This is a genomic window from Rhizobium sp. BK181 (assembly GCF_014193305.1).
In the GTDB taxonomy this organism is placed as follows: domain Bacteria; phylum Pseudomonadota; class Alphaproteobacteria; order Rhizobiales; family Rhizobiaceae; genus Rhizobium.
The window spans coordinates 216,412-240,399 of sequence record NZ_JACHZA010000001.1; the positions used below are offsets into that span (position 1 = coordinate 216,412).

Annotated in this window: 15 protein-coding genes; 9 read left to right on the forward strand and 6 right to left on the reverse strand. The window is 59.7% G+C overall.

Annotated features, from left to right (window positions below):
* Positions 1-6: 6 nt before the first annotated feature.
* The 6 genes from FHT77_RS01115 (at position 7) to FHT77_RS01140 (ending at position 8,129) form a co-directional block, all read left to right on the forward strand.
* Positions 7-795, forward strand: a complete 789-nt coding sequence (locus FHT77_RS01115) for an SDR family oxidoreductase (RefSeq protein ID WP_183751754.1) — start codon at positions 7-9, stop codon at positions 793-795.
* 210 nt (positions 796-1,005) lie between these two features.
* Positions 1,006-2,286, forward strand: a complete 1,281-nt coding sequence (locus tag FHT77_RS01120; protein ID WP_183751756.1) for an efflux RND transporter periplasmic adaptor subunit — start codon at positions 1,006-1,008, stop codon at positions 2,284-2,286.
* Entirely contained in the window at positions 2,283-5,399 is a 3,117-nt protein-coding gene (locus FHT77_RS01125; protein ID WP_183751758.1) for an efflux RND transporter permease subunit, read from the forward strand. The genes FHT77_RS01120 and FHT77_RS01125 overlap by 4 nt, the downstream gene beginning before the upstream one ends.
* 168 nt (positions 5,400-5,567) lie before the next feature.
* Entirely contained in the window at positions 5,568-6,860 is a 1,293-nt protein-coding gene (locus tag FHT77_RS01130) for an Hsp70 family protein (RefSeq protein ID WP_183751760.1), read from the forward strand.
* Between the two features lie 58 nt (positions 6,861-6,918).
* Positions 6,919-7,788, forward strand: coding sequence for a uracil-DNA glycosylase family protein (locus FHT77_RS01135; protein WP_183751762.1), 870 nt, complete (start codon positions 6,919-6,921; stop codon positions 7,786-7,788).
* Between the two features lie 149 nt (positions 7,789-7,937).
* Positions 7,938-8,129, forward strand: coding sequence for a hypothetical protein (locus tag FHT77_RS01140; RefSeq protein WP_183751764.1), 192 nt, complete (start codon positions 7,938-7,940; stop codon positions 8,127-8,129).
* A gap of 91 nt (positions 8,130-8,220) precedes the next feature.
* Here the strand turns inward: FHT77_RS01140 and FHT77_RS01145 are convergent, their stop codons facing one another.
* Together FHT77_RS01145 and FHT77_RS01150 are read right to left on the reverse strand one after the other, a co-directional pair.
* Positions 8,221-9,072 carry a hypothetical protein gene (locus tag FHT77_RS01145; protein WP_183751766.1) on the reverse strand — a complete coding sequence of 284 codons (852 nt, stop codon included), beginning with the start codon at positions 9,070-9,072 and terminating at the stop codon, positions 8,221-8,223.
* Positions 9,073-9,284: 212 nt separating this feature from the next.
* A complete protein-coding gene (locus FHT77_RS01150; RefSeq protein ID WP_183751768.1) occupies positions 9,285-10,214 on the reverse strand; it encodes a DMT family transporter in 930 nt (309 codons plus the stop codon).
* Positions 10,215-10,562: 348 nt separating this feature from the next.
* Between FHT77_RS01150 and pepN the strand changes: the two genes are divergently transcribed.
* Positions 10,563-13,211, forward strand: coding sequence for an aminopeptidase N (gene pepN, locus FHT77_RS01155; RefSeq protein ID WP_183751770.1), 2,649 nt, complete (start codon positions 10,563-10,565; stop codon positions 13,209-13,211).
* A 182-nt stretch (positions 13,212-13,393) separates the two neighbouring features.
* Complete coding sequence (locus FHT77_RS01160) at positions 13,394-15,712, forward strand: PAS domain-containing sensor histidine kinase (protein WP_183751772.1); 2,319 nt, start codon at positions 13,394-13,396, stop codon at positions 15,710-15,712.
* On the opposite strand, the gene FHT77_RS01165 is transcribed toward FHT77_RS01160, so the two are convergent.
* The 4 genes from FHT77_RS01165 to FHT77_RS01180 all read right to left on the reverse strand — a co-directional run bounded on the left by FHT77_RS01165 (position 15,709) and on the right by FHT77_RS01180 (position 22,589).
* On the reverse strand, positions 15,709-18,666 hold the full coding sequence (locus tag FHT77_RS01165; protein ID WP_183751774.1) for a bifunctional [glutamine synthetase] adenylyltransferase/[glutamine synthetase]-adenylyl-L-tyrosine phosphorylase: 2,958 nt from the start codon (positions 18,664-18,666) through the stop codon (positions 15,709-15,711). The two genes, FHT77_RS01160 and FHT77_RS01165, sit on opposite strands and share 4 nt — an antisense overlap.
* Positions 18,667-18,802: 136 nt before the next feature.
* Entirely contained in the window at positions 18,803-20,206 is a 1,404-nt protein-coding gene (locus FHT77_RS01170) for a HAMP domain-containing sensor histidine kinase (RefSeq protein WP_183751776.1), read from the reverse strand.
* Positions 20,203-20,958, reverse strand: a complete 756-nt coding sequence (locus tag FHT77_RS01175) for a response regulator transcription factor (RefSeq protein WP_405049258.1) — start codon at positions 20,956-20,958, stop codon at positions 20,203-20,205. Before FHT77_RS01175 ends, FHT77_RS01170 begins: the two co-directional genes overlap by 4 nt.
* Positions 20,959-21,026: 68 nt before the next feature.
* Positions 21,027-22,589 carry a Do family serine endopeptidase gene (locus FHT77_RS01180; protein WP_183751780.1) on the reverse strand — a complete coding sequence of 521 codons (1,563 nt, stop codon included), beginning with the start codon at positions 22,587-22,589 and terminating at the stop codon, positions 21,027-21,029.
* Between the two features lie 220 nt (positions 22,590-22,809).
* Between FHT77_RS01180 and FHT77_RS01185 the strand changes: the two genes are divergently transcribed.
* Complete coding sequence (locus FHT77_RS01185) at positions 22,810-23,988, forward strand: MFS transporter (protein WP_183751782.1); 1,179 nt, start codon at positions 22,810-22,812, stop codon at positions 23,986-23,988.

The following is a 23,988-nucleotide window of genomic DNA, read 5'->3' on the forward strand; positions in this document are numbered from 1 at the left end:
TTTGGCATGGATCTCGGCATCAAGGGTAGACGCGCGCTGGTGCTGGCGTCGTCGCGCGGATTGGGTCATGGCATCGCCGTGGCTTTGGCGCGTGAGGGGGCACACGTTCTCCTGTGTGGCCGCAGCGGCGAGACGCTGGAGGCGAACTGCCGCGCCATCAATGCTGAAGGAAACGGCAAGGCCGATTGGATCTGGGCTGACCTTTCCGATGAGAATTTCGTGGAAACAGTGACCGCCGCGGTACAAGCCAAGCTTGGCGGGGTCGATATTCTAGTCAACAACACCGGCGGCCCAACTCCGGGGACGACGCAGGAGATGACGTCCGAGAAGCTGGAAACCTATTTCTTTTCGATGGTTCTGCGGGTCGTTACCCTCACCAATGTGCTTTTGCCATCCATGAAGGAACAGGGCTGGGGACGTATCCTTACCGTCGCATCATCGGGTGTCATTGAGCCCATTGGCAATCTGGCCCTTTCAAACACCCTACGCCCCGCCCTCGCCGGCTGGAGCAAAACGCTGGCAACAGAGGTCGCGCGCTTTGGAATCACATCGAATCTCCTACTTCCCGGGAGCATTCTGACTAGCCGGACCGATGACCTCGATGGAGCCGCCGCCAAACGGACCGGCAAAAGCCTCGAAGAAATCCGCGCCGTAAAGCAAGCTGCGATTCCCGTCGGCCGCTACGGAACGGTCGAAGAGTTTGCGGCAACCGCCGCTTTCCTCTGCAGCCAGCAGGCGAGTTACATCACCGGCAGTCTTGTGCGCTGCGATGGTGGGGCGGCGCGATCCGTCTGATCGAAAAGAGGAAATTGCAAAAGTGCGGGCAGCAGCACATCGCCGATGCTCAATAAATGTCATTCAGCACATTCTTTCATTACAAAAATTTAAGCCATTATAACCACTTAGTGATGGTCGGTTCGGCAATTGTGTCTTTTTTGCGCCGTAATAAGCGTGGTTCAATAGAGCCTCGATTTCCGCGCAATTTGCCCCAACCCGGTCTCGCTTATGAAGAAACTATTTGTCACGGTCTGCATCCTCGCTGCTGCCAGCGTCGGCGCATGGCAATACAGGGAGCGCATCCCTTATCTTTCGCAATTTTTACCCAAGTCACAACAGGCCGATACCGCCGATGGTGGTCGCCAAACGACAGGCGATGCATCGCAGAAGTCCGGTGATCAGAAGAACGGCGGCAAAGGCCGCAATCGCAACGGCGGACCAACATTGGTCAAGACGGTCGCAGCGGTGAAGACTACCCTGCCCCGGGACGTAACGGCTTCTGGCTGGGCCGACGCGGATGACAACACGACGATCGCCGCCCAGGAACAGGGCATCGTTACAAAGATCCTCGCGTCGGATGGAGCCACCGTCAAACAGGGAGATCTGATCGTCGAGCTTGATGCCCGCACCGCCCAGGCAACGGTCGACAAGGACAGCGCCATGGTCGTCCGTGACCAGGCAACCCTGGCGGAATCTGAAACCGCGCTGGCACGCGCCAACGACTTGCTGACGTCAAAGGCCGGCACGCAGCAGAGCTATGATCAGGCAAAGGCGGCACGCGACACGGCAGCGGCTACCGTCGAGGCCGACAAAGCAGGACTGGCCGCCGATCAGGTAATGCTGGAGCATACGGATATCCGCGCTCCGTTCGACGGGCGCCTCGGCGATATCTCGGTAAGCCCTGGCGCCTTCGTGAACGCCGGCTCGGCGATCGTAACAATCGCAAAATATGATCCGATCTATGTGAAGTTCCACCTGCAGGAGCGCGACCTCCGGCAACTGAAGCTTGCCCTCGCCGCAGGGCCAGTGGACGTCAGCACAGTTCCCCAGTCCGACAAGGCAAAACCGCGCCAGGGCCATATCAGCTTCTACGACAACACCGTGGATCCGGCATCTGGCACTATCCTTGCCAAGGCAAAGTTCGAGAATGCTTCCGGTGCGCTGTGGCCCGGACAGTCAGTCAACATTGTGGTCCACTTCAACAACAACGAACAGCAGGTCGTAGTCCCGACCGTTGCGGTGAGCCCCGGTGCTGACGGCTTCTTCGCAATTGTCGCCCGCGATGGGAAGGCACGCGTGACGCCTGTTACCGTGGCGCGAGCAAACGGCGGCTTCACGGCAATCTCGGATGGCCTCTCGGAAGGCGACCACGTCATCATCGAAGGACAGGCGCAGCTCGTCGATCAGCAGCCGGTCAAGGAACAATTCGACGACAAGGCATTGAACGTTGCTTCGGCTGATCAAGCCGCAGGCAAGACCGAAATCATTACAGCGGGCACGGAAGAATGATACCGAATTTCTGTATCCGACGTCCTGTCGCAACGACGCTGATTGCCATCGGCGTCGTGCTTGCCGGCCTTGCCGGCTATCAGCTCGTGCCGGTGGCAGCACTGCCGCAGGTCGATTTCCCGACGATCAATGTGTCGGCGGCGCTGACCGGCGCTTCGCCGCAGACGATGGCAACGTCGGTCGCCACGCCGCTGATCAAGCAGTTCCAGACCATTCCCGGCATCAGCGAAATCAGTGCCACCAACTCGCTCGGCAACACCAGCATCGTTCTGCAGTTCGACCTCAACCGCAACATCGATGCCGCGGCGGCAGACGTTCAAGCGGCAATCTCGCACGCGACCCGCCAACTACCGGATAACATGACGACTCCGCCGAGCTATCGGAAAACGAACCCCGCCGACGCGCCGGTCATGTTGCTTGCGGTGCAGAGCGACACCATGCCCCGTAGCAAGCTCGACGAGATCGCCGAGGACATCATCTCCCCGTCCCTTTCGACGCTTCCCGGCGTCGCTGAGGTTTCGGTTTTCGGCGCGCAAACCTACGCGGTGCGAGTTGAAGTCGATCCCAACAAGCTTCTCAACCGCGGCATCGGTATCGATACCGTCAACAAGGCGCTGGTCGCGGCCAACAGTCAGGTTCCTGTCGGCTCTCTGCAAAACGATACACAGAGCATGACGATCAATGCGAATACTCAGCGGACCAATGCCGATGAATTCAGGACACTCGTCATTGCCAACCCGAACGGCGCGCCGATCCACCTCGGCGATGTCGCCGACGTACAAGACAGCGTCGAGAACCAAAATACCGGCAGCTGGTATGACGGCAACCGCAGCATCATCCTCGCCATTCAACGCCAGCCCGATGCCAATACCGTGGAGGTCGTTGACGCAATCCGAGCGAAGCTGCCGGGTCTGCACGCAGAGATTCCCGCCTCTGTTTCAACAAAGGTCATGAACGACTCCGCCCAGCCGATCAAAGATGCGATCAGCGACGTGAAGTTCACGCTGATGCTGACGATCGGCCTCGTCGTCCTGGTCATCTACCTCTTCACAGGCCATCTGACGGCGACGATCATTCCCGGGCTCGCCGTGCCGCTGTCGCTGATTTCCACCTTCGGCATGATGTACGTGCTCGGATACAGCATCGACAACATTTCGCTGCTCGGATTGACGCTTGCGGTCGGCCTCGTCGTCGATGACGCAATCGTCATGTTGGAAAATATCCTCCGGCATGTCGAGGAAGGCATGCCGGTTCTCGACGCGGCGATCAAAGGTGCCGGCGAAGTCAGCTACACCATCATTTCGATGTCGGTGTCCCTGATAGCCGTCTTTATCCCGATCCTGTTGATGGGCGGCGTCGTCGGCCGTATCTTCAATGAGTTCGGTATGGTCGTTGCAATCGCGATTGTTGCCTCTGCAATCGTTTCGCTCACGGTGACACCGATGCTGGCGTCGCGGCTAGGCAGCGGCCACGATCGGCCGCCCTTCTTCATCCGCTGGTTCGATGCCGGCTTTGAACGAACCCTCAGAGGCTACGAGCGAGCGGTCGGTTGGTGCCTGAAGCATCGTCCCGCCATCCTCACCCTGTTCGTGGCGTCGATCGGCCTGACCGTCTATCTCTTCATGACGCTGCCATCGAGCTTCTTCCCTACCGAAGACATCGGTCGCCTGAACATCTCGACGCGCGCTCGTCAGGATATCTCCTATCCCGCGATGCAGGCACTGCAGAACCAGGCGGCGGAACTTGTGAAACAAAACCCTGCCGTCAACCATGTCATGTCGATCGTCGGCGGCAATGCGCGCAGTCCACTCAACAACGGCACCATGTACGTCGAGCTCAAGGACAAGGATCAGCGTCCGCCGCTTGACCAGACACTGCGGGAATTGAGGGCGAGCATCGGGAAGATCCCCGGCCTTCAGGCGTATATAACGCCGCAGCAGAGCCTCCGCTTCGGCGGTCGCCAGACCGCGAGCCAATATCAGCTGGTCGTTCAGGCGCTCAGCGCTGATCAGACAAATGTTTGGGCGAACAAGATCCAGCAGGCGATGCATGCCGATCCGCGTTTCACTGACGTCGCTTCGGACGCGCAGAACAACGCACTGCAAGCCAATATCGTTGTCGATACGGAGAAGGCGGCGGCCTTCGGCATTACCGATGGGCAATTGCGGACGACCCTGCAGGAATCGTTTGGCGGATACACCGCCGCCCAGATCCAATCGACCGGCGACAGTTATGACGTGATCGTGGAATACGACACGAGTAAGCCGTGGGACGATCAGAAGCTTCAGGAAATCCGCGTCGCTTCCGACAGCGGCGCTCTGGTTCCCCTGTCGAACTTCGCGAAGGTGCAGCGCACGACGGGGCCGGTGACGATCAACCAGACCGGTCAACTGGTCTCGACGACCATCTCCTTCAACCTGCCGGCGGGCGAAGCGCTCGGCGACGCCACAGCTGCGATCGACCAGATCAAGAAGGATATCAACATGCCAGCAGACGTCTTCACGTCCTATGGCGGCACCGCGCAGATATTCCAGCAGTCCCAGGGCAACACCCCGCTGCTGATCTTGGCGGCGGTACTGACGATCTACGTTGTGTTGGGTGTCCTCTACGAGAGTTTCATCCACCCGTTGACGATCCTTTCCGGCCTACCGGCTGCGGCACTCGGCGCGTTGCTGGCGCTGAAGGTGATGGGCTTCGATCTTTCGATCATCGCGCTCATCGGCCTCTTAATGCTGATCGGCATCGTCAAGAAGAACGCGATCATGATGATCGACGTGGCGCTTGAGAACCTGCGTTCCGGTAACGGCATGTCGCCATCGGAGGCGATCCACGAAGCCTGCGTAAGACGTTTCCGGCCGATCATGATGACGACCTTCTGCGCCCTCCTCGGCGCGCTTCCGATCGCGCTGGGGACCGGCGCAAGCTCTGAACTGCGTCAGCCGCTCGGCATTGCCGTCGTCGGCGGTCTTATAGTGTCGCAAGCACTGACGCTGTTCATCACCCCCGTCATCTTCGTCGAAATGGGCAGGCTCAACGATTGGCTGCTGAGCTTCGGAGGCAAGAAGAGGACCGAGCACGAGGAAGAGATACCTCAGGCGTTAGCCGCCGAGTAACAGAAATGCGGGCGCCAATGGCGCCCGCAGCATTTTTCGTTTCAAGCCTTGAATAACGACGCCCCCTGTGTCATCACGCGCCTCCTTGAATTCGGGCGCGCCATTCTCGCGCCTTTGCGGAGGCTGCCCTCCGATCTCAAAACACAATCGGCAAGATGAGGTGCGAGCATGGCTCAAGCGCTGGGATTCGACTTCGGCACAACGAACACGGTATTGGCCACGGCCGACGGGCAGACAACACATTCGATGGCCTTCACCAGTGCCGCCGGTAGTGCCGACAGCATGCGCACCGCCCTGTCCTTCATGAAGGATCGGCAACTCGGCGCGTCCGCCCTGAAGGTCGAGGCCGGCCACGCGGCAATCCGGCAATTCATCGACAATCCCGGTGACTGTCGGTTCCTCCAGTCGATCAAGACCTTTGCGGCAAGCGCACTGTTCCAGGGCACTCTGATCTATGCGAAGCGTCACAGCTTCGAGGATCTGATGGAGGTGTTCATCAGGCGCTTGCGCAACTATGCCGGCGACAACTGGCCGTCCGAGGTCAAACGCATCGTTACCGGTCGTCCCGTGCATTTCGCCGGTGCGAATCCCGATCCTGCGCTGGCGACCGAGCGCTACAACGAGGCGCTATCGCGCTTCGGCTTCCCGGAGGTTCACTACGTGTATGAACCCGTCGCTGCCGCATTCTACTTCGCGCAGAATCTCAAGTCCGATGCCACGGTTCTCGTTGCCGACTTCGGCGGCGGTACGACCGACTATTCGCTTATCCGGTTTGAAACCGTGGCCGGCAAGCTGACCGCCACCCCGATCGGTCATTCGGGTGTCGGGATCGCCGGCGATCATTTCGACTACCGCATGATCGACAACATCGTTGCCCCGCAGATCGGCAAGGGGAGTCATTTCAAAAGCTTCGACAAGATCCTTGAAGTTCCAACCAACTACTATTCAAGCTTCGGCCGCTGGAACCAGCTCTCCATCTTCAAGACATCACGCGAATTCGAGGATCTGAAGAAGCTGGTGCGCACAGCCCTTGAGCCCGAAAAGCTCGAGACCTTCATCGATTTAGTCGACCACGACGAGGGTTATCCGCTCTATCAGGCCGTATCGGCGACGAAGATGGCGCTGTCGGCCGCGGACGAGGCCGCATTTGATTTTGCGCCTCTCGGTCGCGGTGGTCACCGGGCGATCCGACGGGCTGACTTCGAAAGCTGGATTGCGGATGACCTCGCAAGGATCGAAGGTGCGCTCGATGACGTCCTGGAAAAGACAAACACGACGTCTGATATGATCGACAAGGTGTTCCTAACCGGCGGCACGTCGTTTGTGCCCGCCGTGCGCCGCATCTTCACCGAACGCTTCGACAAGGGCCGGATCGAGACCGGCGGCGAGCTTCTGTCCATCGCGCACGGCCTGGCACTGATCGGCGAACGCGACGACATCATGCAATGGACGGTGCAATAGCTCGGCTTGCGGCCCGCGTGCTCTTTCATTGACACCTTGGCTTCGCTAAGGTCGGGTCATGATCTCCGTCAACGAACTCTCTCCAGGCGAACTCGCAGCGCTCCTGCATTTCCATGCGGAAGCCGGTGTGGAATGGCTGCTTGAGGAGGAACCTGTCGATCGCTTTGCCGAGTTCGATGCGATGAAGGCGGCACGACGGGACGCGGCCGCCGCCCCGAAGTCAGAATCACGGGAGGCCTCCCCGCGTGCAGCTGCTCAAACGGCACAGAAGAGCACCCCTGCCCCGGAGCGCCCCGCGCCGCGGCCGCAACCTTCGATTCCCGACGGCGAGGCCGTGCAGCAGGCACGCTTTGCGGCTGAGAGCGCCCGCTCGTTGCCGGAGCTGAAAACGGCGATCGAGGCATTCAACGGTTGCAATCTCAAGCACAGCGCCCGCTCGACGATCTTCGCCAGCGGAGACGCGACAAGTGGGATCATGGTGATCGGTTCGGCACCTGGGGCCGACGATGACCGCGAAGGACAACCCTTCGCCGGCCGACCGGGGCAACTGCTGGACAAAATGCTCGGGGCGATCGGCTTGCAGCGGGATGCCATCTTGCTGACGCAGGTTATTCCTTGGCGCCCCCCGGGCAATCGCATTGCGTCCACCGCTGAGATGGATATCTGCCGCCCGTTCATCGAGCGCCAAATTGCGCTTGCCGCACCGAAGGCAATTCTCGTGCTTGGCAATTTTGCAGCGCGGGTGTTTTTCGGCGAGAGTGACACGATTCACGGGCTGCGCGGACAATGGCGGGAGATCGCGGCCGAAAACCGCACTATCCCTGCGATTGCTACGCTGCATCCGCAGGATCTACTGACGGCACCAGTCAACAAGCGTTTGGCCTGGAACGATCTTTTAGCTTTTCACGCCAAGCTTGCCGAACTCTAATATGCTTTCAAAATAGGCAAATCTAAATCTTTTATGAAACAACCCATGCGATTTTCACATACCTGTTGTTCATTCTAATCCATTGAAAAGCTCATGCTGCAGTGCAATATTTCAATGTGTCTTGGGAGGAATCAACAGGAACCAAGGCAATGACTACACGTTTTCGTCCTATCCACTGTGGGTTTGAAACCCTTCGCCTTGCCACCGAGCAGGGCCGCACAACGGAAAGCTACAGCCGCATCGGCTTTGCCACAAACGAGCAAATGGTTGCTCGCGGCACTGGTGCGAGCGGACGCATCGCCCGTCCCGCCGCGATCTTTGCGGATTTTCAGCAGTACTAAGGTCGAGGCTGGCATCTGCTGGCCTCGTGCACTGCTGTCTGACGACGAGGCTTTTCGTTAGCCCTTCGCAGCAGGTCGCGGCTTGTTGTGTCTACTGCGTCGCCCAGTGGAACGCCTCATCGACATACGCGAACTTGATGGCCTGCCACTGGCTGTACTGCTCCAGGAACGAGCGCGAGATCCAAAGCACGGGCCTTTTGGCGCCAGCCTCCCATCCGAGGCATCCCTGCTGCGCTGCCTTGGCAAGAAGTCGCTGCAGGTGCGTGCGCGAGATCAGGAAATCGGCTGCCAGGGCGCGGCTGTCAACATGACCAATGACCAAACGCTCCGTATCATCTCCCGTCGGATCGATACGTGAAACAAAGTGGTCGACGATCAGCCCGCCAGCATCGTTCCACAGGAAAAGCGCCACATGCTCCGCGGGCTCCCTCCATCGCGGATCCTGAAGGCAGTTGCGCGCGATCCGCGGCTGAAGAATCCGAATCAATTCCGGACGGGCTTCAACATGCGCCACCCGGCTCCCACCATCGAGCAGATCAAGCCCCCCCAGGTTCGATAGCAGCCACCCAAACATTGCCTGATGACTGATTTCCGCCGGCTCGAACTGGCGGGGCCGCCGTCGCTCCGCACCAGGCTCGTAGGCGATGAAGCGGTACGTGAAGAGTTCGTCGATGAAGCTCAACACGGTGTTACGGCTCGCTACCTTGCGGGAGGTGATCTCGCGCGTCAGCCGGACAGCGGTAAAGCCAGACGTCGAGTCCGCAGGATCTCGCTCCATTGCAAGGGCGTAAGCAGTTTGCGTCAGCAACCAGCGCTGCTGGGACGCGAGCAGTCGCGCCACTCGCGGACCGGCGTCGAACATGCCGCGCATGCGCCCCGCGTGAAAGCGGATGGCGTCAATGAATTTCGGGTTCGCGACCAAGTCTTCTGCACTGAAAGGCATTTCTCTCCCGACGCATGCTCATTCGACGTCGTCACTGCTCAGGACAAGGCGGGACGGTCAATTCGTAACATGCGCATTCGCGAATAAATGAAGCTTCGTCAAGTTCATAACGCACGATAAGCGTTCGAATAGCGTTCACTATTTCGTTGAATTTCTCGCGCATGGCGAGAAAATCTCATCTCGGCGGCCGCAATGCTGAGACGAAGCTGTCCTCATGAACCGGCTTGCCGCGCCGCCCGCCGCTCCAGATTGAGCTGGTGTTCGCGGTAGATGATGAATATCCCCGCAGCGACGACAATCGCCGTGCCAAGCAGCGTGGCGCCACTCGGCACATCACCAAAGACAAAATAGGCAACAACGCCGCCGATGACGATTGATGTGTACTCAAATGGCGCAACCGTCGAGACGTCCGCATGCCGATAGCTCTCGGTCAGCAGGATCTGCGCTATGCCACCGCAAAAGCCGGCCGCAACGAGAAACAATTGCGGCCTCATATCAAGAACCTGCCAGCCGAACGGAACCGTTACGAGTGAGAATACCGTGGCCGTGATCGAAAAATAGAGAACGATTGTTGCCGTTTTTTCTTCCTCGACCAATCGCCGCACCTGAATCATCGCCATGCCGCCGAGTACCGAGGCCAGCAGTACGGTGATCGCCCCGATCGCCTGTTCGGCGTGAATGCCCCCCTCGCGAAAGAGCGTGAGCTTCGGCCAAGATATGATGGCCACGCCTACCATACCGAAAAGCACTGCGCTCCAGCGGTAAATTCGGACAGTCTCCCCGAGAAACAGCGCCGCAAAAATCACCGCGACCAGCGGCATTGCATAGCCGAGTGCAATCGCTTCCGGCAGTGGCAGGTGCAACAGCCCGTAAAACCCTAGCCCCATCGATATGATGCCGAGCGTTCCCCGCTTCAAATGTCCTATAGGATTGGCCGTGTAGAACGCCGACCGCAACTGCCCTTGATAGGCGAGGTATCCCATGATCGGAAACAGCGCGAAAAACGAACGGCAGAAGGTCACCTGCCCCGGTTGGATGTCGCTGCCGGCAAGCTTGATGAAGGTCTGCATTGCCAGGAAGACGATGACCGAACCGACCTTGAACGCAATGCCCCTCATCGGGTTTCCGATAGCCGATCGCATGTCTTGAACTCTTGGATTGCTATTTTGATGCAGGAGGACGCGCCAGACTCGACGCACCGAGACTGTGACAGCCGTCGCATTGAATGAACAGACAGAAAATTGGAAAACTTGCGAACCTCCCATGAAGCCAATGCCCTGCGACGCCGCGCTCGCACCCGTAGTGACCTCAAATCCCGTTTGTCGATTCGCCCAAATATAGCCGGTTCCAGGGCCTTCAAATCTTCCTTTGCCGCGATTTCGCTTTAAGTTTGGTTCAGACTTTAATGTAATCATGCCCGTCAAAATTTGTGGCGGAGTACTTACTCTGCATACGAAGCACTCACCCGCTCAAGGCCTTCAGGGAACACCATGCGTACAGATACCGGCCAGGTCATCAATCTGGCAGACTACCAGCCCACCGACTTCGTTCTGGAACGCGTGGATCTTACCTTCGAACTCGATCCCACTGAAACCAAGGTTGAGGCGCGACTGATTTTCCATCGCCGAGAAGGCGTCGATCCCAAGGCGCCGCTGGTACTCGACGGTGATGAGTTGACGCTCTCCGGGCTGCTGTTCGACCAGATGGAAATGCCGGCAGATCAATACACTGTCACGCCTGAAAGTCTGACCGTCCGCGCCCTACCGGCATCCGAGCCCTTCGAACTGACGATCACCACGATCATCAACCCCGAGGCCAATACCCAACTGATGGGTCTCTATCGCACCGGCGGTATCTATTGCACCCAGTGCGAAGCCGAAGGGTTCCGGCGCATCACCTATTTTCCCGACCGCCCCGACGTGCTCGCGCCGTTCACCGTCAACATCATTGCCGACAAGGCCGCCAATCCGCTGCTGCTGTCGAACGGCAATTTCCTCGGTGGCGCCGGCTATGGCGAAGGTAAGCACTTTGCCGCCTGGTTCGATCCGCACCCCAAGCCAAGCTATCTATTCGCACTGGTCGCTGGCGATCTCGGTGTCATCGAAGACACATTCACGACGATGTCCGGCCGCGATGTAGCCCTGAAAATCTATGTCGAGCACGGCAAGGAGCCGCGCGCCGCCTACGCAATGGACGCATTGAAGCGCTCTATGAAGTGGGACGAGGAGGTCTTCGGACGCGAATATGATCTCGACATCTTCATGATCGTCGCCGTCTCCGATTTCAACATGGGCGCCATGGAGAACAAAGGTCTCAACGTCTTCAACGACAAGTACGTCCTGGCCGATCCGGAAACGGCCACCGACGGGGACTATGCCAACATCGAAGCGATCATCGCCCACGAATATTTCCACAACTGGACCGGCAACCGCATCACCTGCCGTGACTGGTTCCAGCTGTGCCTGAAGGAAGGACTGACCGTCTATCGCGATCACGAATTCTCGGCCGACCAGCGCTCACGCCCCGTCAAGCGCATCGCGGAGGTCCGCCACCTGAAATCCGAGCAGTTCCCGGAGGATGCGGGTCCGCTCGCTCATCCGGTGCGGCCCACGAAGTATCGCGAGATCAACAACTTCTACACTACCACTGTTTACGAGAAGGGCAGCGAAGTCACGCGCATGATCGCGACGCTGCTGGGCAGGGACACCTTCAAGCAGGGTATGGACCTCTATTTCGACCGGCACGACGGCCAAGCCGTGACGATTGAGGACTTCGTCAAATGCTTCGAGAACGCCAGCGGGCGCGACCTCACGCAGTTCTCGCTCTGGTACCATCAGGCCGGCACGCCGCTCGTCACGGTATCGGGCGCCTATGATGCGGTCGCGAAGACTTTCAGCCTTTCGCTGGAGCAGATGATCCCGGCGACGCCCGGTCAGTCCGACAAGAAGCCGATGCACATCCCGTTGAGCTTGCAGCTCTTCGCTGAGGACGGAGCGGCGATCACGCCGACTTCCGTCGACGGTGCGGAATATACCGGCAGCGTCCTGCATCTCACAGAGCGTACGCAAACGGCAGTATTCCACGACATCAAGACGCGGCCTGTAGTCTCGATCAATCGCAGCTTCTCGGCGCCTATCAATCTCCATTTCGATCAGTCGCCTGCCGATTTGGCGCTGCTTGCCCGCTACGAGACGGACCATTTCGCGCGCTGGCAGGCCCTGACTGGTCTTGCGCTTCCGAACCTGCTCAACGCCGCACGTGATGCCCGAGAAGGAAAGTCAGTCAGTTCCGAAACAACCTTCATCGACACGCTCGTCGCCGCAGCCGCCGACGAAAGCCTTGAGCCGGCCTTCCGCGCCCAGGCCCTGGCCCTGCCGAGCGAAGCCGATATCGCCCGCGAGCTTGGAGGCAACAACGATCCGGATGCGATCCATGCCGGGCGCCAGGCGGTGATGAAGCAAGTCGCTGACGCCGGACGTGATACGTTCCTCGCGCTCTATGACTCCATGACAACGCCGGGTGCCTTCGGCCCAGACGCGACCAGTGCCGGTCGCCGCGCTTTGCGCAACGCCGCGCTGACCTACCTGTCATATGCCGAAAGCTCACCGGCACGCGCGAAGACTGCTTTCGATGCTGCTAACAACATGACGGATCTGTTGCATGCATTGACGCTTCTTGCGCATCGCTTTACGGACAGCCCGGAAGCTGCCGAAGCGCTGTCGGCCTTCAAGGATCGCTTTTCAGAGAACGCACTGGTGGTCGACAAATGGTTTTCCGTCCAGGCCACCATACCGGGTGCCGACACGCTCGACCGAGTGCAAAAGCTGACGGAGAACCCGCTGTTCAAGAGGACCAATCCCAACCGCGTCCGCTCGTTGATCGGCACCTTTGCCTTTGCCAATCCAACGGGCTTTGGCCGGGCCGACGGCGAAGGCTACGCATTCCTAGCCCGTGAGATCCTCGACATCGACCGGCGCAACCCTCAGTTGGCGGCCCGCATCCTGACATCGATGCGTTCCTGGCGCTCTCTGGAGCCAGTTCGACAGGATCACGCCCGCGCCGCCCTGTTGGAAATTGAACGGACCGCGGAGCTCTCGACCGACGTTCGCGACATCGTCGAGCGCACCCTCAAGGGATGATTTGCCGTCGGCTGCCGCTGCGACGCTCGCAGCGGCAATCTGGCCGCTATAGAAAATTCAGCATCTTGAATCAGTTAACAAATTTTTACCTTTTCCTCTGGACAAGGCGAATCACCAGTGATTCATTGAGTTAGTTCCAGCGAGCGGCGCTGCGAATCACACGAGGGATCAAGGCTGAAGAGATGATGAACGTGCGGCGGGCAACCGCAGCCGAGGGACGGCTGCGTGTCGATTTCGACGGCCTCCTGGCCTGGCGGGACAGCTTTTCAGCTCGACGCTCCACCGTTTCCTCCTCGTCCTCGCGCAACCTGTCGCAGGTCGAAATCGTCCTGAAGCGAATTATTCCGATCCTGATCGTAGCCTTCCTTACGGTTGTAGCGGCATCGCACTTCTTCGGAATGGTTTCCGAATACGGGCGCACGGAAGCCGCCGCCCGCCATTCTACAGCGCTTGCCGCCGCAACCGCTGCTGCGGCTTTCGCCGACGCCAACCATATATTCGAAACTGCGGATGTGATGCAGGCGCAGGCGCACCTAGCACGTTTCCTGCCGCAGGACCGGCTGGACGATGACGCCTTCGTGCTGCTGGTTCAGCCAAGCGGTAAGGTGTTTGCCGCAACCGCCGCCGGCTCGGCTTACCTCGGTGCCAGCGTCGGTGATTTCTTCTCCGAAGTCTCGGCAGTTCGCCGGTTCGGCGATCGCGCCGGCGTGATCGAGACAACGATCAGCGGGCTTCCGCACTATGCGGAAATCACCCTCATCGGAAACTCCGGGGGCTATGTGATCGCCGCCACGTCGCTTGAACGGATCGGCAAGCTCTGGAGAGACGAGGTTACGCTCAACGTAACGCTCTTTGCCGGTATCTCCTCGATCCTGCTCGTCATTCTCTACGCTTACTACATGCAGGTGAAGCGTGCCCGCGACGCCGACGACATCTTTCTGGAGTCGAATCTCCGCGTCGAGACGGCACTGTCTCGCGGCCGCTGCGGGCTTTGGGACTTCGATTTCGACCGCCGCGAGTTCTACTGGTCGCGCTCGATGTACGAGATGCTTGGCCTTCCCGGCTCGGACCGAACGATGTGCTTCAGCGACGCAGCCCGCCTGATGCATCCGGATGACGGCGGCGTCTACGAAATCGCCCGGTCGATTGCTCGCGGCGATGCCGGTCAGGTCGACCAGATCTTCCGCATGCGGCACGCCGGCGGTCATTACGTCTGGATGCGCGCCCGCGCCCAAGTGATCCGCACCAATTCCGGCCGCGTCCACATGATCGGCATTGCGATGGACGTGACCGAGCAGCATCGTCTCGCGCAGCGTTATGCCGAGGCCGATCAGCGGCTGGCGGACGCCATCGAGTGCACATCGGAAGCTTTCGTTCTCTGGGACAAGAACGACCGCCTCGTCATGTGCAACGCGCACTTCCAGCAGGCGTATGGCCTCCCCGATAGCGTCCTGGTTCCCGGCACCGAACGCAGCGTCGTGAACGCCGCCGCCGCGCGTCCGGTGATCGAACGCCGGATCGCCGATGCGGATGGCTCCGGCTACTCGCGGACGACCGAAGTGCAGCTTGCCGACGAACGCTGGCTGCAGATCAACGAGCGCCGTACACGCGACGGCGGCATGGTTTCGGTCGGCACCGATATCACGCTATTGAAGCGCAATCAGGAGCGCCTGCGCGACTCCGAACGCCGACTGATGGCAACGATCGGTGACCTTTCCTCGTCCCGCCAGACTCTGGAAAGCCAGAAAGCCGCGCTCTCTGTCGCGAACTCCAACTATCTGGTCGAGAAGGAACGCGCCGAAGCGGCCAACCGCGCAAAAAGCGAGTTCCTGGCAAACATGTCCCACGAGCTTCGCACGCCGCTCAACGCCATCCTCGGCTTCTCCGAAATTCTTCAGGACCAGATGTTCGGCCCGCTCGGCTCGTCCAAGTATAATGAATATGCACGCGACATCCATGATAGCGGCAAGCATCTTCTCAACGTCATCAGCGACATTCTCGACATGTCGAAGATCGAAGCCGGCCATATGAAGCTCGAGTGCGAAACGATCGATCTTGCGCCGCTGATCGAGGAAAGCCTTCGTTTCACAGCAATCCCTGCCGCACAGAAGAACATCTTCGTGGAACAACGCATTTGTGATGGCATGCGCCTGACCGCCGATCGCCGCGCCATGAAGCAGATCCTGCTTAACCTGCTTTCCAACGCAGTGAAGTTCACCAACGAAGGTGGTCGCATCGCCGTGCGGACGCGCCGCACCAACAGCGGTGTCATGCTGACCATCGCAGACACCGGCATCGGCATCCCCCGCGCCGCACTCGGCAAGATCGGCCAGCCTTTCGAGCAGGTGCAAAACCAGTACGCGAAGAGCAAAGGCGGCTCTGGCCTCGGCCTTGCGATCTCGCGGTCGCTGACGACGCTGCACGGGGGCAAGATGAAAATTCGGTCGCGCGAAGCCATCGGCACCGTCATTTCCCTGCACATCCCGAATGACGGCCGCTAAGACTTCACCACCGTCTGGAATATCTTCCTGACGGCTTTCGAGAGCCGTTTGATCTCTCCCTCCAGCGTCTTGATATCAGGGCAATCGCCTGCCCGGGCGACAAGATCAATGAGCCCGGCCGGTGCCTCCTTCGGGTCGAACAGGCCGTCGATGCAGAGCCGGATGAGCTGCGAAATATCCGTGTAGAGCGAAAGCGCCGCGAGACAGAGTTCCATGTCATCGCGGTCCATCAGCTCAGCGCCGATGAGCTTCACTTGTCCCGCCGTATTGAAATCATCGTCCTCAATAGCGATGCCGCTCGTGGAGGCCACCAGCCGCAGATATTGCGCGATGAATTCGATGTCGATCAGCCCCCCCGGAATAAGCTTCAGATCCCAGATACTCGCCGGCGGCTTTTCCTGCTCGATTAAGGCCCGCATTTCGGATACGTCCTTGGCGATTTTCTGCGCGTCGGTCTTGGAAAGCAGCACGTCAGCGATAATCCGTTCGGCTTCGCTGATGAGTTCCCTGTCACCGCACACGAGGCGGGCCCGGGTCAGCGCCATGTGTTCCCAGGTCCACGCCTCTTCCCGCTGATATTTTTCGAACGACTTGATGCGGGTAGCAACGGGCCCCTTGTTTCCCGACGGCCTGAGGCGCATGTCGACCTCATAGAGTACACCCTCGGCCATCGGTGCAGACAGCGCCGAGATCAACCGCTGGGTCACACGCGTAAAATAGCGGGTTGCATCGAGCGGCTTGGGGCCTGTGGATTCGGCCGCCTCATCGTCGTAGTCATAGAGCAGGATAATATCGATGTCAGAACCGGCGGTCAGCTCGAAGCTGCCAAGTTTGCCCATGCCGACGACCGCCACGCGGCCGCCCGGAAAATCGCCGTGAGCCGTCCTGATCTCCTTCATAACGGCATCGAGCGCCGCTTCGACAACGAGATCGGCGAGATGCGTGAAGGCGCGGCCAGCCATGGCGCCCCGGATCGCACCGGTTAGCAGCCGGATGCCTATGAGAAAACGCTGTTCGTCGGCAAAGATGCGCAGCCGATCGAGCACCTCTTCATAGTATCGCGCGGGCGCGAGGAAGCTGCGGATGCGTTCGGCAAGGTAGGCGCGCGTCGGCAGTTCCGCCATCAGACCAGGATCGAGCATGCCGTCGAAGACATGTGGCTTGGCGGCAATCACTTCCGCCAGCTTCGGAGCCGAGGACATGATGTTGACGATGAGCGACAACAGCGCAGGGTTGCTGCCGAGGAGGGAAAACAGCTGAATACCTGCGGGTAGGCCCGAGAGAAAGCTGTCGAAGCGCAGGATCGCCTCATCGGCGCGTTTACTTTCGCCGAATACGCGGAGCAATTGCGGAGTTAGTTCCGTCAACCGCTCACGCGCCTCAACGGACTGCGTCGCCTTGTAGCGACCATAGTGCCATGTGCGGATAACCCGGGAGATGTCGGACGGTCGTTCGAAGCCTAGATTGCGTAGTGTCTTCAGCGTATCGGGATCATCACCCTGGCCGGTGAAAACCAGATTGCCGGTTTCCGTGGAAAGCTTGGTCTCCTGTTCGAACAAGCGCGCATAACGCCGCTCGACCGTCTTGAAGACCTCAACCAAGCGGGCGGCGAAACTCGGCGTATCGTCGAACCCCATCATGAAGGCGATGCGCTTCAGATCAGTCTCGCTCTCAGGGAGGAGATGCGTCTGTTCGTCGTGCACCATCTGAATCCGATGCTCAACGTCACGAAGGAACCAGTAGGCCTCGGTCAGTTCGTCGCGCGTGTCCTCATCGATCCATTTAGCCTTTGTCAGCTCAGCCAGCGTCTCTTCGGTGCCACGGCAACGCAGCGCCACCATCCGGCCACCGGCGATCAGCTGTTGCGTCTGCGCGAAAAACTCGATCTCTCGGATTCCACCGCGACCGAGCTTGACATTGTGCCCCTTCACCGCGATCGCGCCATGCCCCTTGTGAGCATGAATCTGCCGTTTGATCGAATGGATATCGGCGATGGCCGCATAATCGAGATATTTGCGAAAGACGAATGGAACGAGCCCGCGTAGAAACTGCTCGCCCGCCTGGATATCGCCAGCCACGGCGCGCGCCTTGATGAAGGCGGCGCGTTCCCAGTTCTGCCCCCTGCCCTCGTAATAGATCATCGCCGCGTCGACTGGGATTGCAAGCGGCGTTGAGCCTGGATCAGGCCGCAGTCGCAGGTCGGTGCGGAAGACGTATCCATCCGCTGTGCGCTCCTGCATGATCCTTACCAGCCGTCGCATCAATCGCGGGAAGATCTCGATCGCGTCGTCGGGATCCGGGACGATCCCTGCCTGTTCGTCGAAGAACACGACCAGATCGATATCGGAGGAATAGTTGAGCTCAGAGGCTCCAAGCTTGCCCATGCCAAGGACGATTACCCCTGACCCCTCACTCGGAGCGGCGACATCCTTGAGCGTGACCTTGCGGCTTTCGTGAGCCGCGAGCAGGAGGTGGTCGATCGCCGCAGCAACTGACGCCTCCGCAAGCCGGCTCAGCCACGCGGTGGTCACCCGACCGTCGAATATCCGGGCGAGATCCGCGAGGGCGACAAGAAACGCGACTTTGCGCTTGATGATCCGCAAACGGCTCATCACGTCGGCTTCGGTCGGCAACACACCAGTTGCTCCCGGCTTCCAGCAGACCCTCGCTTCAGCGATCAGCGCTTCGATCTCGGGTTCCAGAGGTTCCGAAATCGCGGCGGAAAGGATCGCGGTGTCGATATTCGCAATGTCACGCAGATAGGGAGACAGGGTGAGCGCGGCTGTGATGAAGTCGCGAAGGGCGCTGTCCGCTTTAAGGATCTCGGCCACGCTAGGCTCGCTTTTGCTGATCCGCTGGAGATCAGCCTGCGCGAGCTTAAGTTCGCTCTTGTTCAGCGGCTTCAAGAGCCCTTCGGCGACATCAACGAGGCTATGCCTGGAACTCGTCAGCATGCATCCTCCTGGCGACCAGATCGGAAAAACGCCGGGGAGAATCACAGCAACTTCCGGCAATTACGATCTAAGGTAGGGCCTATGGAGGCGATGGCCAACACCGAATTCGATCCGCAGCGGTCGTGCTCCGGTGATGTTACTTCGCTGGAAAGATCATGCTAACCGTGAGACCTCGCCTCTCCTGATTTTGCGGATCGGTATCGGAGAGTTCCAGCTTCCCGCCATGCAATTCCATAACGGCTTCGACCAGGGAGAGGCCGAGACCAGTGCCGGGCTTGGAGCGACTTTCATCCAGCCGCACGAAGCGCTTCAGCACATCTTCCCGTTTCTCCGCGGGAATGCCTGAGCCACGATCCGCGACGGAAAGGCAGATGCCGTCGGCACGGCGGAGTAGCTTCAGCGTGATATCGCCGTGGCCGTCCGCATCCGAGGAATACTTGATGGCATTGTCGATCAGATTGAAGATCGCTTGTCCGATCAGTTCGCGGTTACCCTTTACCTCGATATCGGCCTCGATCGATGACGTCAGTGCCAGCCCCGCCTCGTCGGCGACGGGTTCGTAAAGTTCGGCGCTATCTGAAACGATGGCCGACAGGTCAATAGCCGACATTTCAGCGGCGACAGAACCGGCTTCGACGCGCGAAATCATCAGCAGGGCATTGAAGGTGCGGATCAACTGATCGGACTCGGAGATGATTCCCTCAAGCGCGACACGTCGTACCTCGCCGTCCGTGGTGTCCAGAGCGTCGGCGGCCTTGTTGCGCAGCCGGGTCAGCGGCGTCTTCAGATCGTGCGCAATATTGTCGGATACCTGCCGCAGGCCTTCGTTCAGCTTCTCTATCCGCCCAAGCATCGCGTTGAGCGAGGCCGACAGGCGATCGAACTCGTCGCCGGAGCCGCCGACGGGAAGACGCTGCGAGAGATCGCCAGCCATGATCTTCTTGCTCGCATCGGACATGCGGTCGATCCGCTTCAGGGCGTTTCGACCGATGCCGAACCAGATAATGATAGCGCCGAGACCCATGATCGCCAGCGCGATCATCAGTGCTTGCCGCACCAACCCGCGGAAGGCTTCCGGCTCGCCGAGGTCGCGGCCGATCAGCAATCGCAGTCCATTGTCCAGCACGAAGATGTTGGCGACTGCCATGTGTCGTCGGCTAAGACCGCTCTCGGCGTAGCGCTGGTACATGAAGGGCAAGGATGTCCACCCCTCCTCATCCAGCACGCCAGGCTGCACGGATGCGACGTTGCCAGCGAGGATATCTCCGGAAGGGCCGGCGATGATGTAGAGATTGGCGCCCGGCTGACGGGCCCGACGTTCCATCGTGCGCAGGAGGAGGTTCATACCGCCGGCGTCATAGGCCCGCTTCACCTGATCGACTTCCTGCTGAACTGCTTCGCGGATCTGGTTCGTCAGAAGCCGCTCGGACATTGCCGTGACATAGAAGACCAGCGTCGCGGCGCAGATGGCGAAAAGCAGGATGTAGAGTGCCGAAAGGCGGACTGCCGTGGACTTGAAGAGAAACCAGAAACGGTTCATCCCTCGTCCTTGATCATATACCCCGCGCCGCGAATGGTCTTGAGAAGCGGCTGGCTGAAATCCTTCTCGATCTTGGACCGCAACCGCGAAACGTGGACGTCGATGACGTTGGTCTGCGGATCGAAGTGGTAGTCCCACACATTCTCGAGAAGCATCGTGCGAGTGACGACCTGGCCGGCGTTCTTCATCAGATATTCGAGAAGACGAAACTCGCGCGGCTGCAGCGGTATTTCCTTGCCGCCGCGGCGAACCTCATGCGCAAGCCTGTCGAGCTCAAGGTCACCCACACGATAGATAACGTCCTGGTCCGGTGTGCCCTTGCGGCGACCGAGCACCTCGACCCGGGCGAGAAGCTCACTGAACGCGTAGGGCTTTGGAAGATAGTCATCGCCACCAGCTCTCAGGCCAGTCACACGGTCATCGACTTGACCGAGGGCAGAGAGAATAAGAACGGGCGTATGGATGCCCTTACGGCGCAATTCGCTGATGACGGAGAGACCGTCCCGACGCGGCAGCATGCGATCGATGACGATCACATCGTAGGTGTTTTCCGAGCCCATGAAGAGCCCGCTTTCGCCATCGCTTGCGTGATCGGCCACGATGCCAGCCTCACGAAACGCCTTGGTGAGATAGACCGCTGCTTCCAGGTCGTCTTCTATGATCAGAATCTTCATGCGGCCGACATTACCTGCCGGTTGCGTTTCGGCAAGGCTCAAAGCTTCTTCCTGTTGTACAGAGGTCATTGCAATCATCCCAGGGATATTGGCGAAAAGAGCCGCGCCCAGAAGGCGCGGCTCCCACTCTGTCAGGGTTGGGAGGATTAACCCTGGCCGTTGATCGGAAGAGCAACGAAGCGGCTGCCGTCCTTCGACTGGATCTGGAAGAGTGCCCGCGTGCGGCCATCCTTCTTCGCCTGGTTCAGGACCTTGACGACGTCGTCGGCATTCGAGACTTCCTGGTTGTTGACCGAGGTGATCTTCTCGCCTTCCTTGATGCCCTTATCGGCAGCGTCGGAGTCCGGATCGATACCGGTGATCTGCAGGCCCTTGCCATCGTCGGAAGGACCGACCGTCAAGCCGAGATCAGCAAGTGCCTTTTCCGAAGCAGGAGCCTGGCTTTCGGGTGCCTGATCGCCGTCATCAGCGGAAGCATCCTTCTGTTCAGCAGGCAGAGTTCCGAGTTCGACCGTCAAAGACTGGGCCTTGCCGGATCGCCAGACGGACAGTTCGACCTTCTTGCCTGGCGTCATCGCACCGATACGGCGGCTGAGATCACGGGCATCCTTGATGGTTTCGCCGTTGACTGCCGTCACGACGTCGCCTGCCTTCATGCCGGCCTTCTCACCCGGCGTGCCTGCCTGAGCGGAAACCACGAGCGCGCCGTTTGCCTCGGAAAGGCCGAGCGAGTCAGCGATGTCCTTGGTTACCGGCTGGATCTGGACGCCGAGGTAACCGCGGGATACCTGGCCGTCCTTCATCAGGTCAGCAACAACATCCTTGGCCGTAGACGCCGGGATGGCAAACGCAATACCCACACTGCCACCGGACGGCGAGAAGATCGCGGTGTTGATGCCGACGACTTCGCCATTGAGATTGAAGGTCGGGCCACCGGAGTTACCGCGGTTCACCGCAGCGTCAACCTGCAGATAATCGTCATACGGGCCAGAGCCGATGTCGCGACCACGGGCCGAAACGATACCAGCGGTCACCGTACCACCGAGACCGAACGGGTTACCGACCGCGACAACCCAGTCGCCGACGCGAACGCCGTCGTCATTAGCCCAGTTGACGTAGGTGAACTTGCGGCCCTTCCCATCGACCTTAAGGACGGCGAGATCCGTACGGGGATCCTTGCCGATCAGCTTGGCATCGAGTTCGGTGCCATCATTCATGACGGCAACGAATGCCGCGCCGTCAGATACGACGTGGTTGTTGGTGACGATGTAGCCATCTTCAGAAATGAAGAAGCCGGAGCCCTGGGCAACCGGACGCAGGCGACCCTTGCCGTCCTGCGGGCCATGATGGCCCTGCGGACCGCGGCGGCCCTGCGGCCCCTGCTCACCGAACTGGCGGAAGAACGGCTTCAGGGCATCCGGAAGATCATCCAAGCCGCGGCCGTTGAAATCGAACGCGAAGCCATTGGCGTCGTCATCGGACACCGGGTTCACACGGTTTTCGACACGCACGGAAACGACTGCCGGCGAAACGGCATCGACAACATTCGCGAAGCTCGGAACGGACGGCGCCTGAACCTTTACGGCTTCTGCATAAGAACGTGTGATTTCGAGGGGAATACCGGTCGCAAGCACCGCAGCGGCAAGACCCGCGACGGTCGAAGCCTTCAGCGCGGTATTGAGCGACGGAGCTTTGATATTCTTGAACATGAGTGGCACCTTCTTTGACTTCAACATCTACAGGATCGTTAGTGATCGGATCGGTTGATGACCAAAGATATAGGACGACACACCTTACTGCGAACTGTCCGAGCGATGAAAAATTCGTAATGTGCAACAGAGGCCCCGCGATCGGAAGCAGCACTCTTGCCCTCGACTAATGCGCGGGAACCCGATAATCCTCCTTCCCACAACCGGGGAGGACGAGACAATGGCCCATGTGGTCACGGTGGAAGATTTTTCGCCGGATACTGCCGCGCTTGCCGCCGTTATCTTCGGGGTCACTGCGTTTGCCGTTGCGCAGGGCCTGACTTATCCCTTGATTTCCCTTGTCCTTGAGCATCGCAATGTTTCGCCGAGCCTTATCGGTTTCAACGCCGGTTGTTTCGCGGCGGGCCTTGCCGTTGCAACTTTCGCGGTGACGTGGCTGTCGCGAAAGGTGCGCGGCGATCGCCTGATCGTCGCAGGACTGATCGGCTGTGCCATCAGCCTCGCCACCTTCGCGACTTTCGATATTTTCTGGGTGTGGTGCATCGCCCGCTTTTGTCTCGGCTTCTTCGTCAGCCTGATTTTCATGTTGAGCGAAGCCTGGCTCAATACCGCCTGCCCAGATCGCCTGCGCGGGCGCGTTTCCGGTCTCTATGGCGCGGGCATGTGCGGCGGTTTTGCAGCCGGCCCCCTCGTGATCCCGATCTTCGGCACGGAACAGGGTTTTGCCTTCGCGCTGCTTGCCGTTTACGTCGCCTGTGTCGCCTTCCTGACCATCATCCTCACTCGGAGAGCCCGGACGCTTCCCGAGCAGGCCGCATCGGGGGCGCTCTTCACCTTTGTCAGAAGCGCGCCAATGCTCATCTGCATGGTGGTCGCATTCGCATTCGCCGATATTGCCGCAATCGCGGCTATGCCCGTCTATTTCGTCCGCCTCGGCTATTCCGAGGCGTTCGCCGCAATCAGCGTGACCGTGCTTGCGCTGCCGACCGCCCTTGCCCAACCGGTCGTCGGCTGGTTTCTCGACAAGACCTCGCGCTTCGGCGTCGCCATCTGCTCAGGCTTGCTGGCGGGGTTAACCTTCATCGCGATCCCATTTCTTCAGTCGCAGGCAGCGATTTTGGTGATGTTCGGCATCATGGGCGCGGCGAGCTTTTCGCTCTATACCTGCGCCTTGACGATCCTTGGCGAGCGCTACGCCGGCGATACGCTTGTCGCGGGAAGTGCCGCCTTCGCCCTTGCCTATGCCGTCGGTAGCGCTGCGGGCTCATCGTCCGTCGGCGCGGTGATGGATCTATACTCCCCGTCGGCCGGGCCAATCGCGGCCGGCTGCGTGGTTCTGATGTTTACCGCAGTGCTTGTTGCGTCCGTAGTGCGCAACCGACTCCGGGGACGGCTCTAG

What these genes read in the sequence shown, in the direction of transcription:
- pepN (WP_183751770.1), top strand. Translation starts at nt 10,563, where the DNA reads ATGCGTACAGATACCGGCCAGGTCATCAATCTGGCAGACTACCAGCCC.
- FHT77_RS01175 (WP_405049258.1), bottom strand. Translation starts at nt 20,958, where the DNA reads ATGATTGCAATGACCTCTGTACAACAGGAAGAAGCTTTGAGCCTTGCC.
- FHT77_RS01160 (WP_183751772.1), top strand. Translation starts at nt 13,394, where the DNA reads ATGATGAACGTGCGGCGGGCAACCGCAGCCGAGGGACGGCTGCGTGTC.
- FHT77_RS01185 (WP_183751782.1), top strand. Translation starts at nt 22,810, where the DNA reads ATGGCCCATGTGGTCACGGTGGAAGATTTTTCGCCGGATACTGCCGCG.
- FHT77_RS01135 (WP_183751762.1), top strand. Translation starts at nt 6,919, where the DNA reads ATGATCTCCGTCAACGAACTCTCTCCAGGCGAACTCGCAGCGCTCCTG.
- FHT77_RS01165 (WP_183751774.1), bottom strand. Translation starts at nt 18,666, where the DNA reads ATGCTGACGAGTTCCAGGCATAGCCTCGTTGATGTCGCCGAAGGGCTC.
- FHT77_RS01145 (WP_183751766.1), bottom strand. Translation starts at nt 9,072, where the DNA reads ATGCCTTTCAGTGCAGAAGACTTGGTCGCGAACCCGAAATTCATTGAC.
- FHT77_RS01150 (WP_183751768.1), bottom strand. Translation starts at nt 10,214, where the DNA reads ATGCGATCGGCTATCGGAAACCCGATGAGGGGCATTGCGTTCAAGGTC.
- FHT77_RS01125 (WP_183751758.1), top strand. Translation starts at nt 2,283, where the DNA reads ATGATACCGAATTTCTGTATCCGACGTCCTGTCGCAACGACGCTGATT.
- FHT77_RS01130 (WP_183751760.1), top strand. Translation starts at nt 5,568, where the DNA reads ATGGCTCAAGCGCTGGGATTCGACTTCGGCACAACGAACACGGTATTG.
- FHT77_RS01120 (WP_183751756.1), top strand. Translation starts at nt 1,006, where the DNA reads ATGAAGAAACTATTTGTCACGGTCTGCATCCTCGCTGCTGCCAGCGTC.
- FHT77_RS01115 (WP_183751754.1), top strand. Translation starts at nt 7, where the DNA reads ATGGATCTCGGCATCAAGGGTAGACGCGCGCTGGTGCTGGCGTCGTCG.
- FHT77_RS01170 (WP_183751776.1), bottom strand. Translation starts at nt 20,206, where the DNA reads ATGAACCGTTTCTGGTTTCTCTTCAAGTCCACGGCAGTCCGCCTTTCG.
- FHT77_RS01180 (WP_183751780.1), bottom strand. Translation starts at nt 22,589, where the DNA reads ATGTTCAAGAATATCAAAGCTCCGTCGCTCAATACCGCGCTGAAGGCT.
- FHT77_RS01140 (WP_183751764.1), top strand. Translation starts at nt 7,938, where the DNA reads ATGACTACACGTTTTCGTCCTATCCACTGTGGGTTTGAAACCCTTCGC.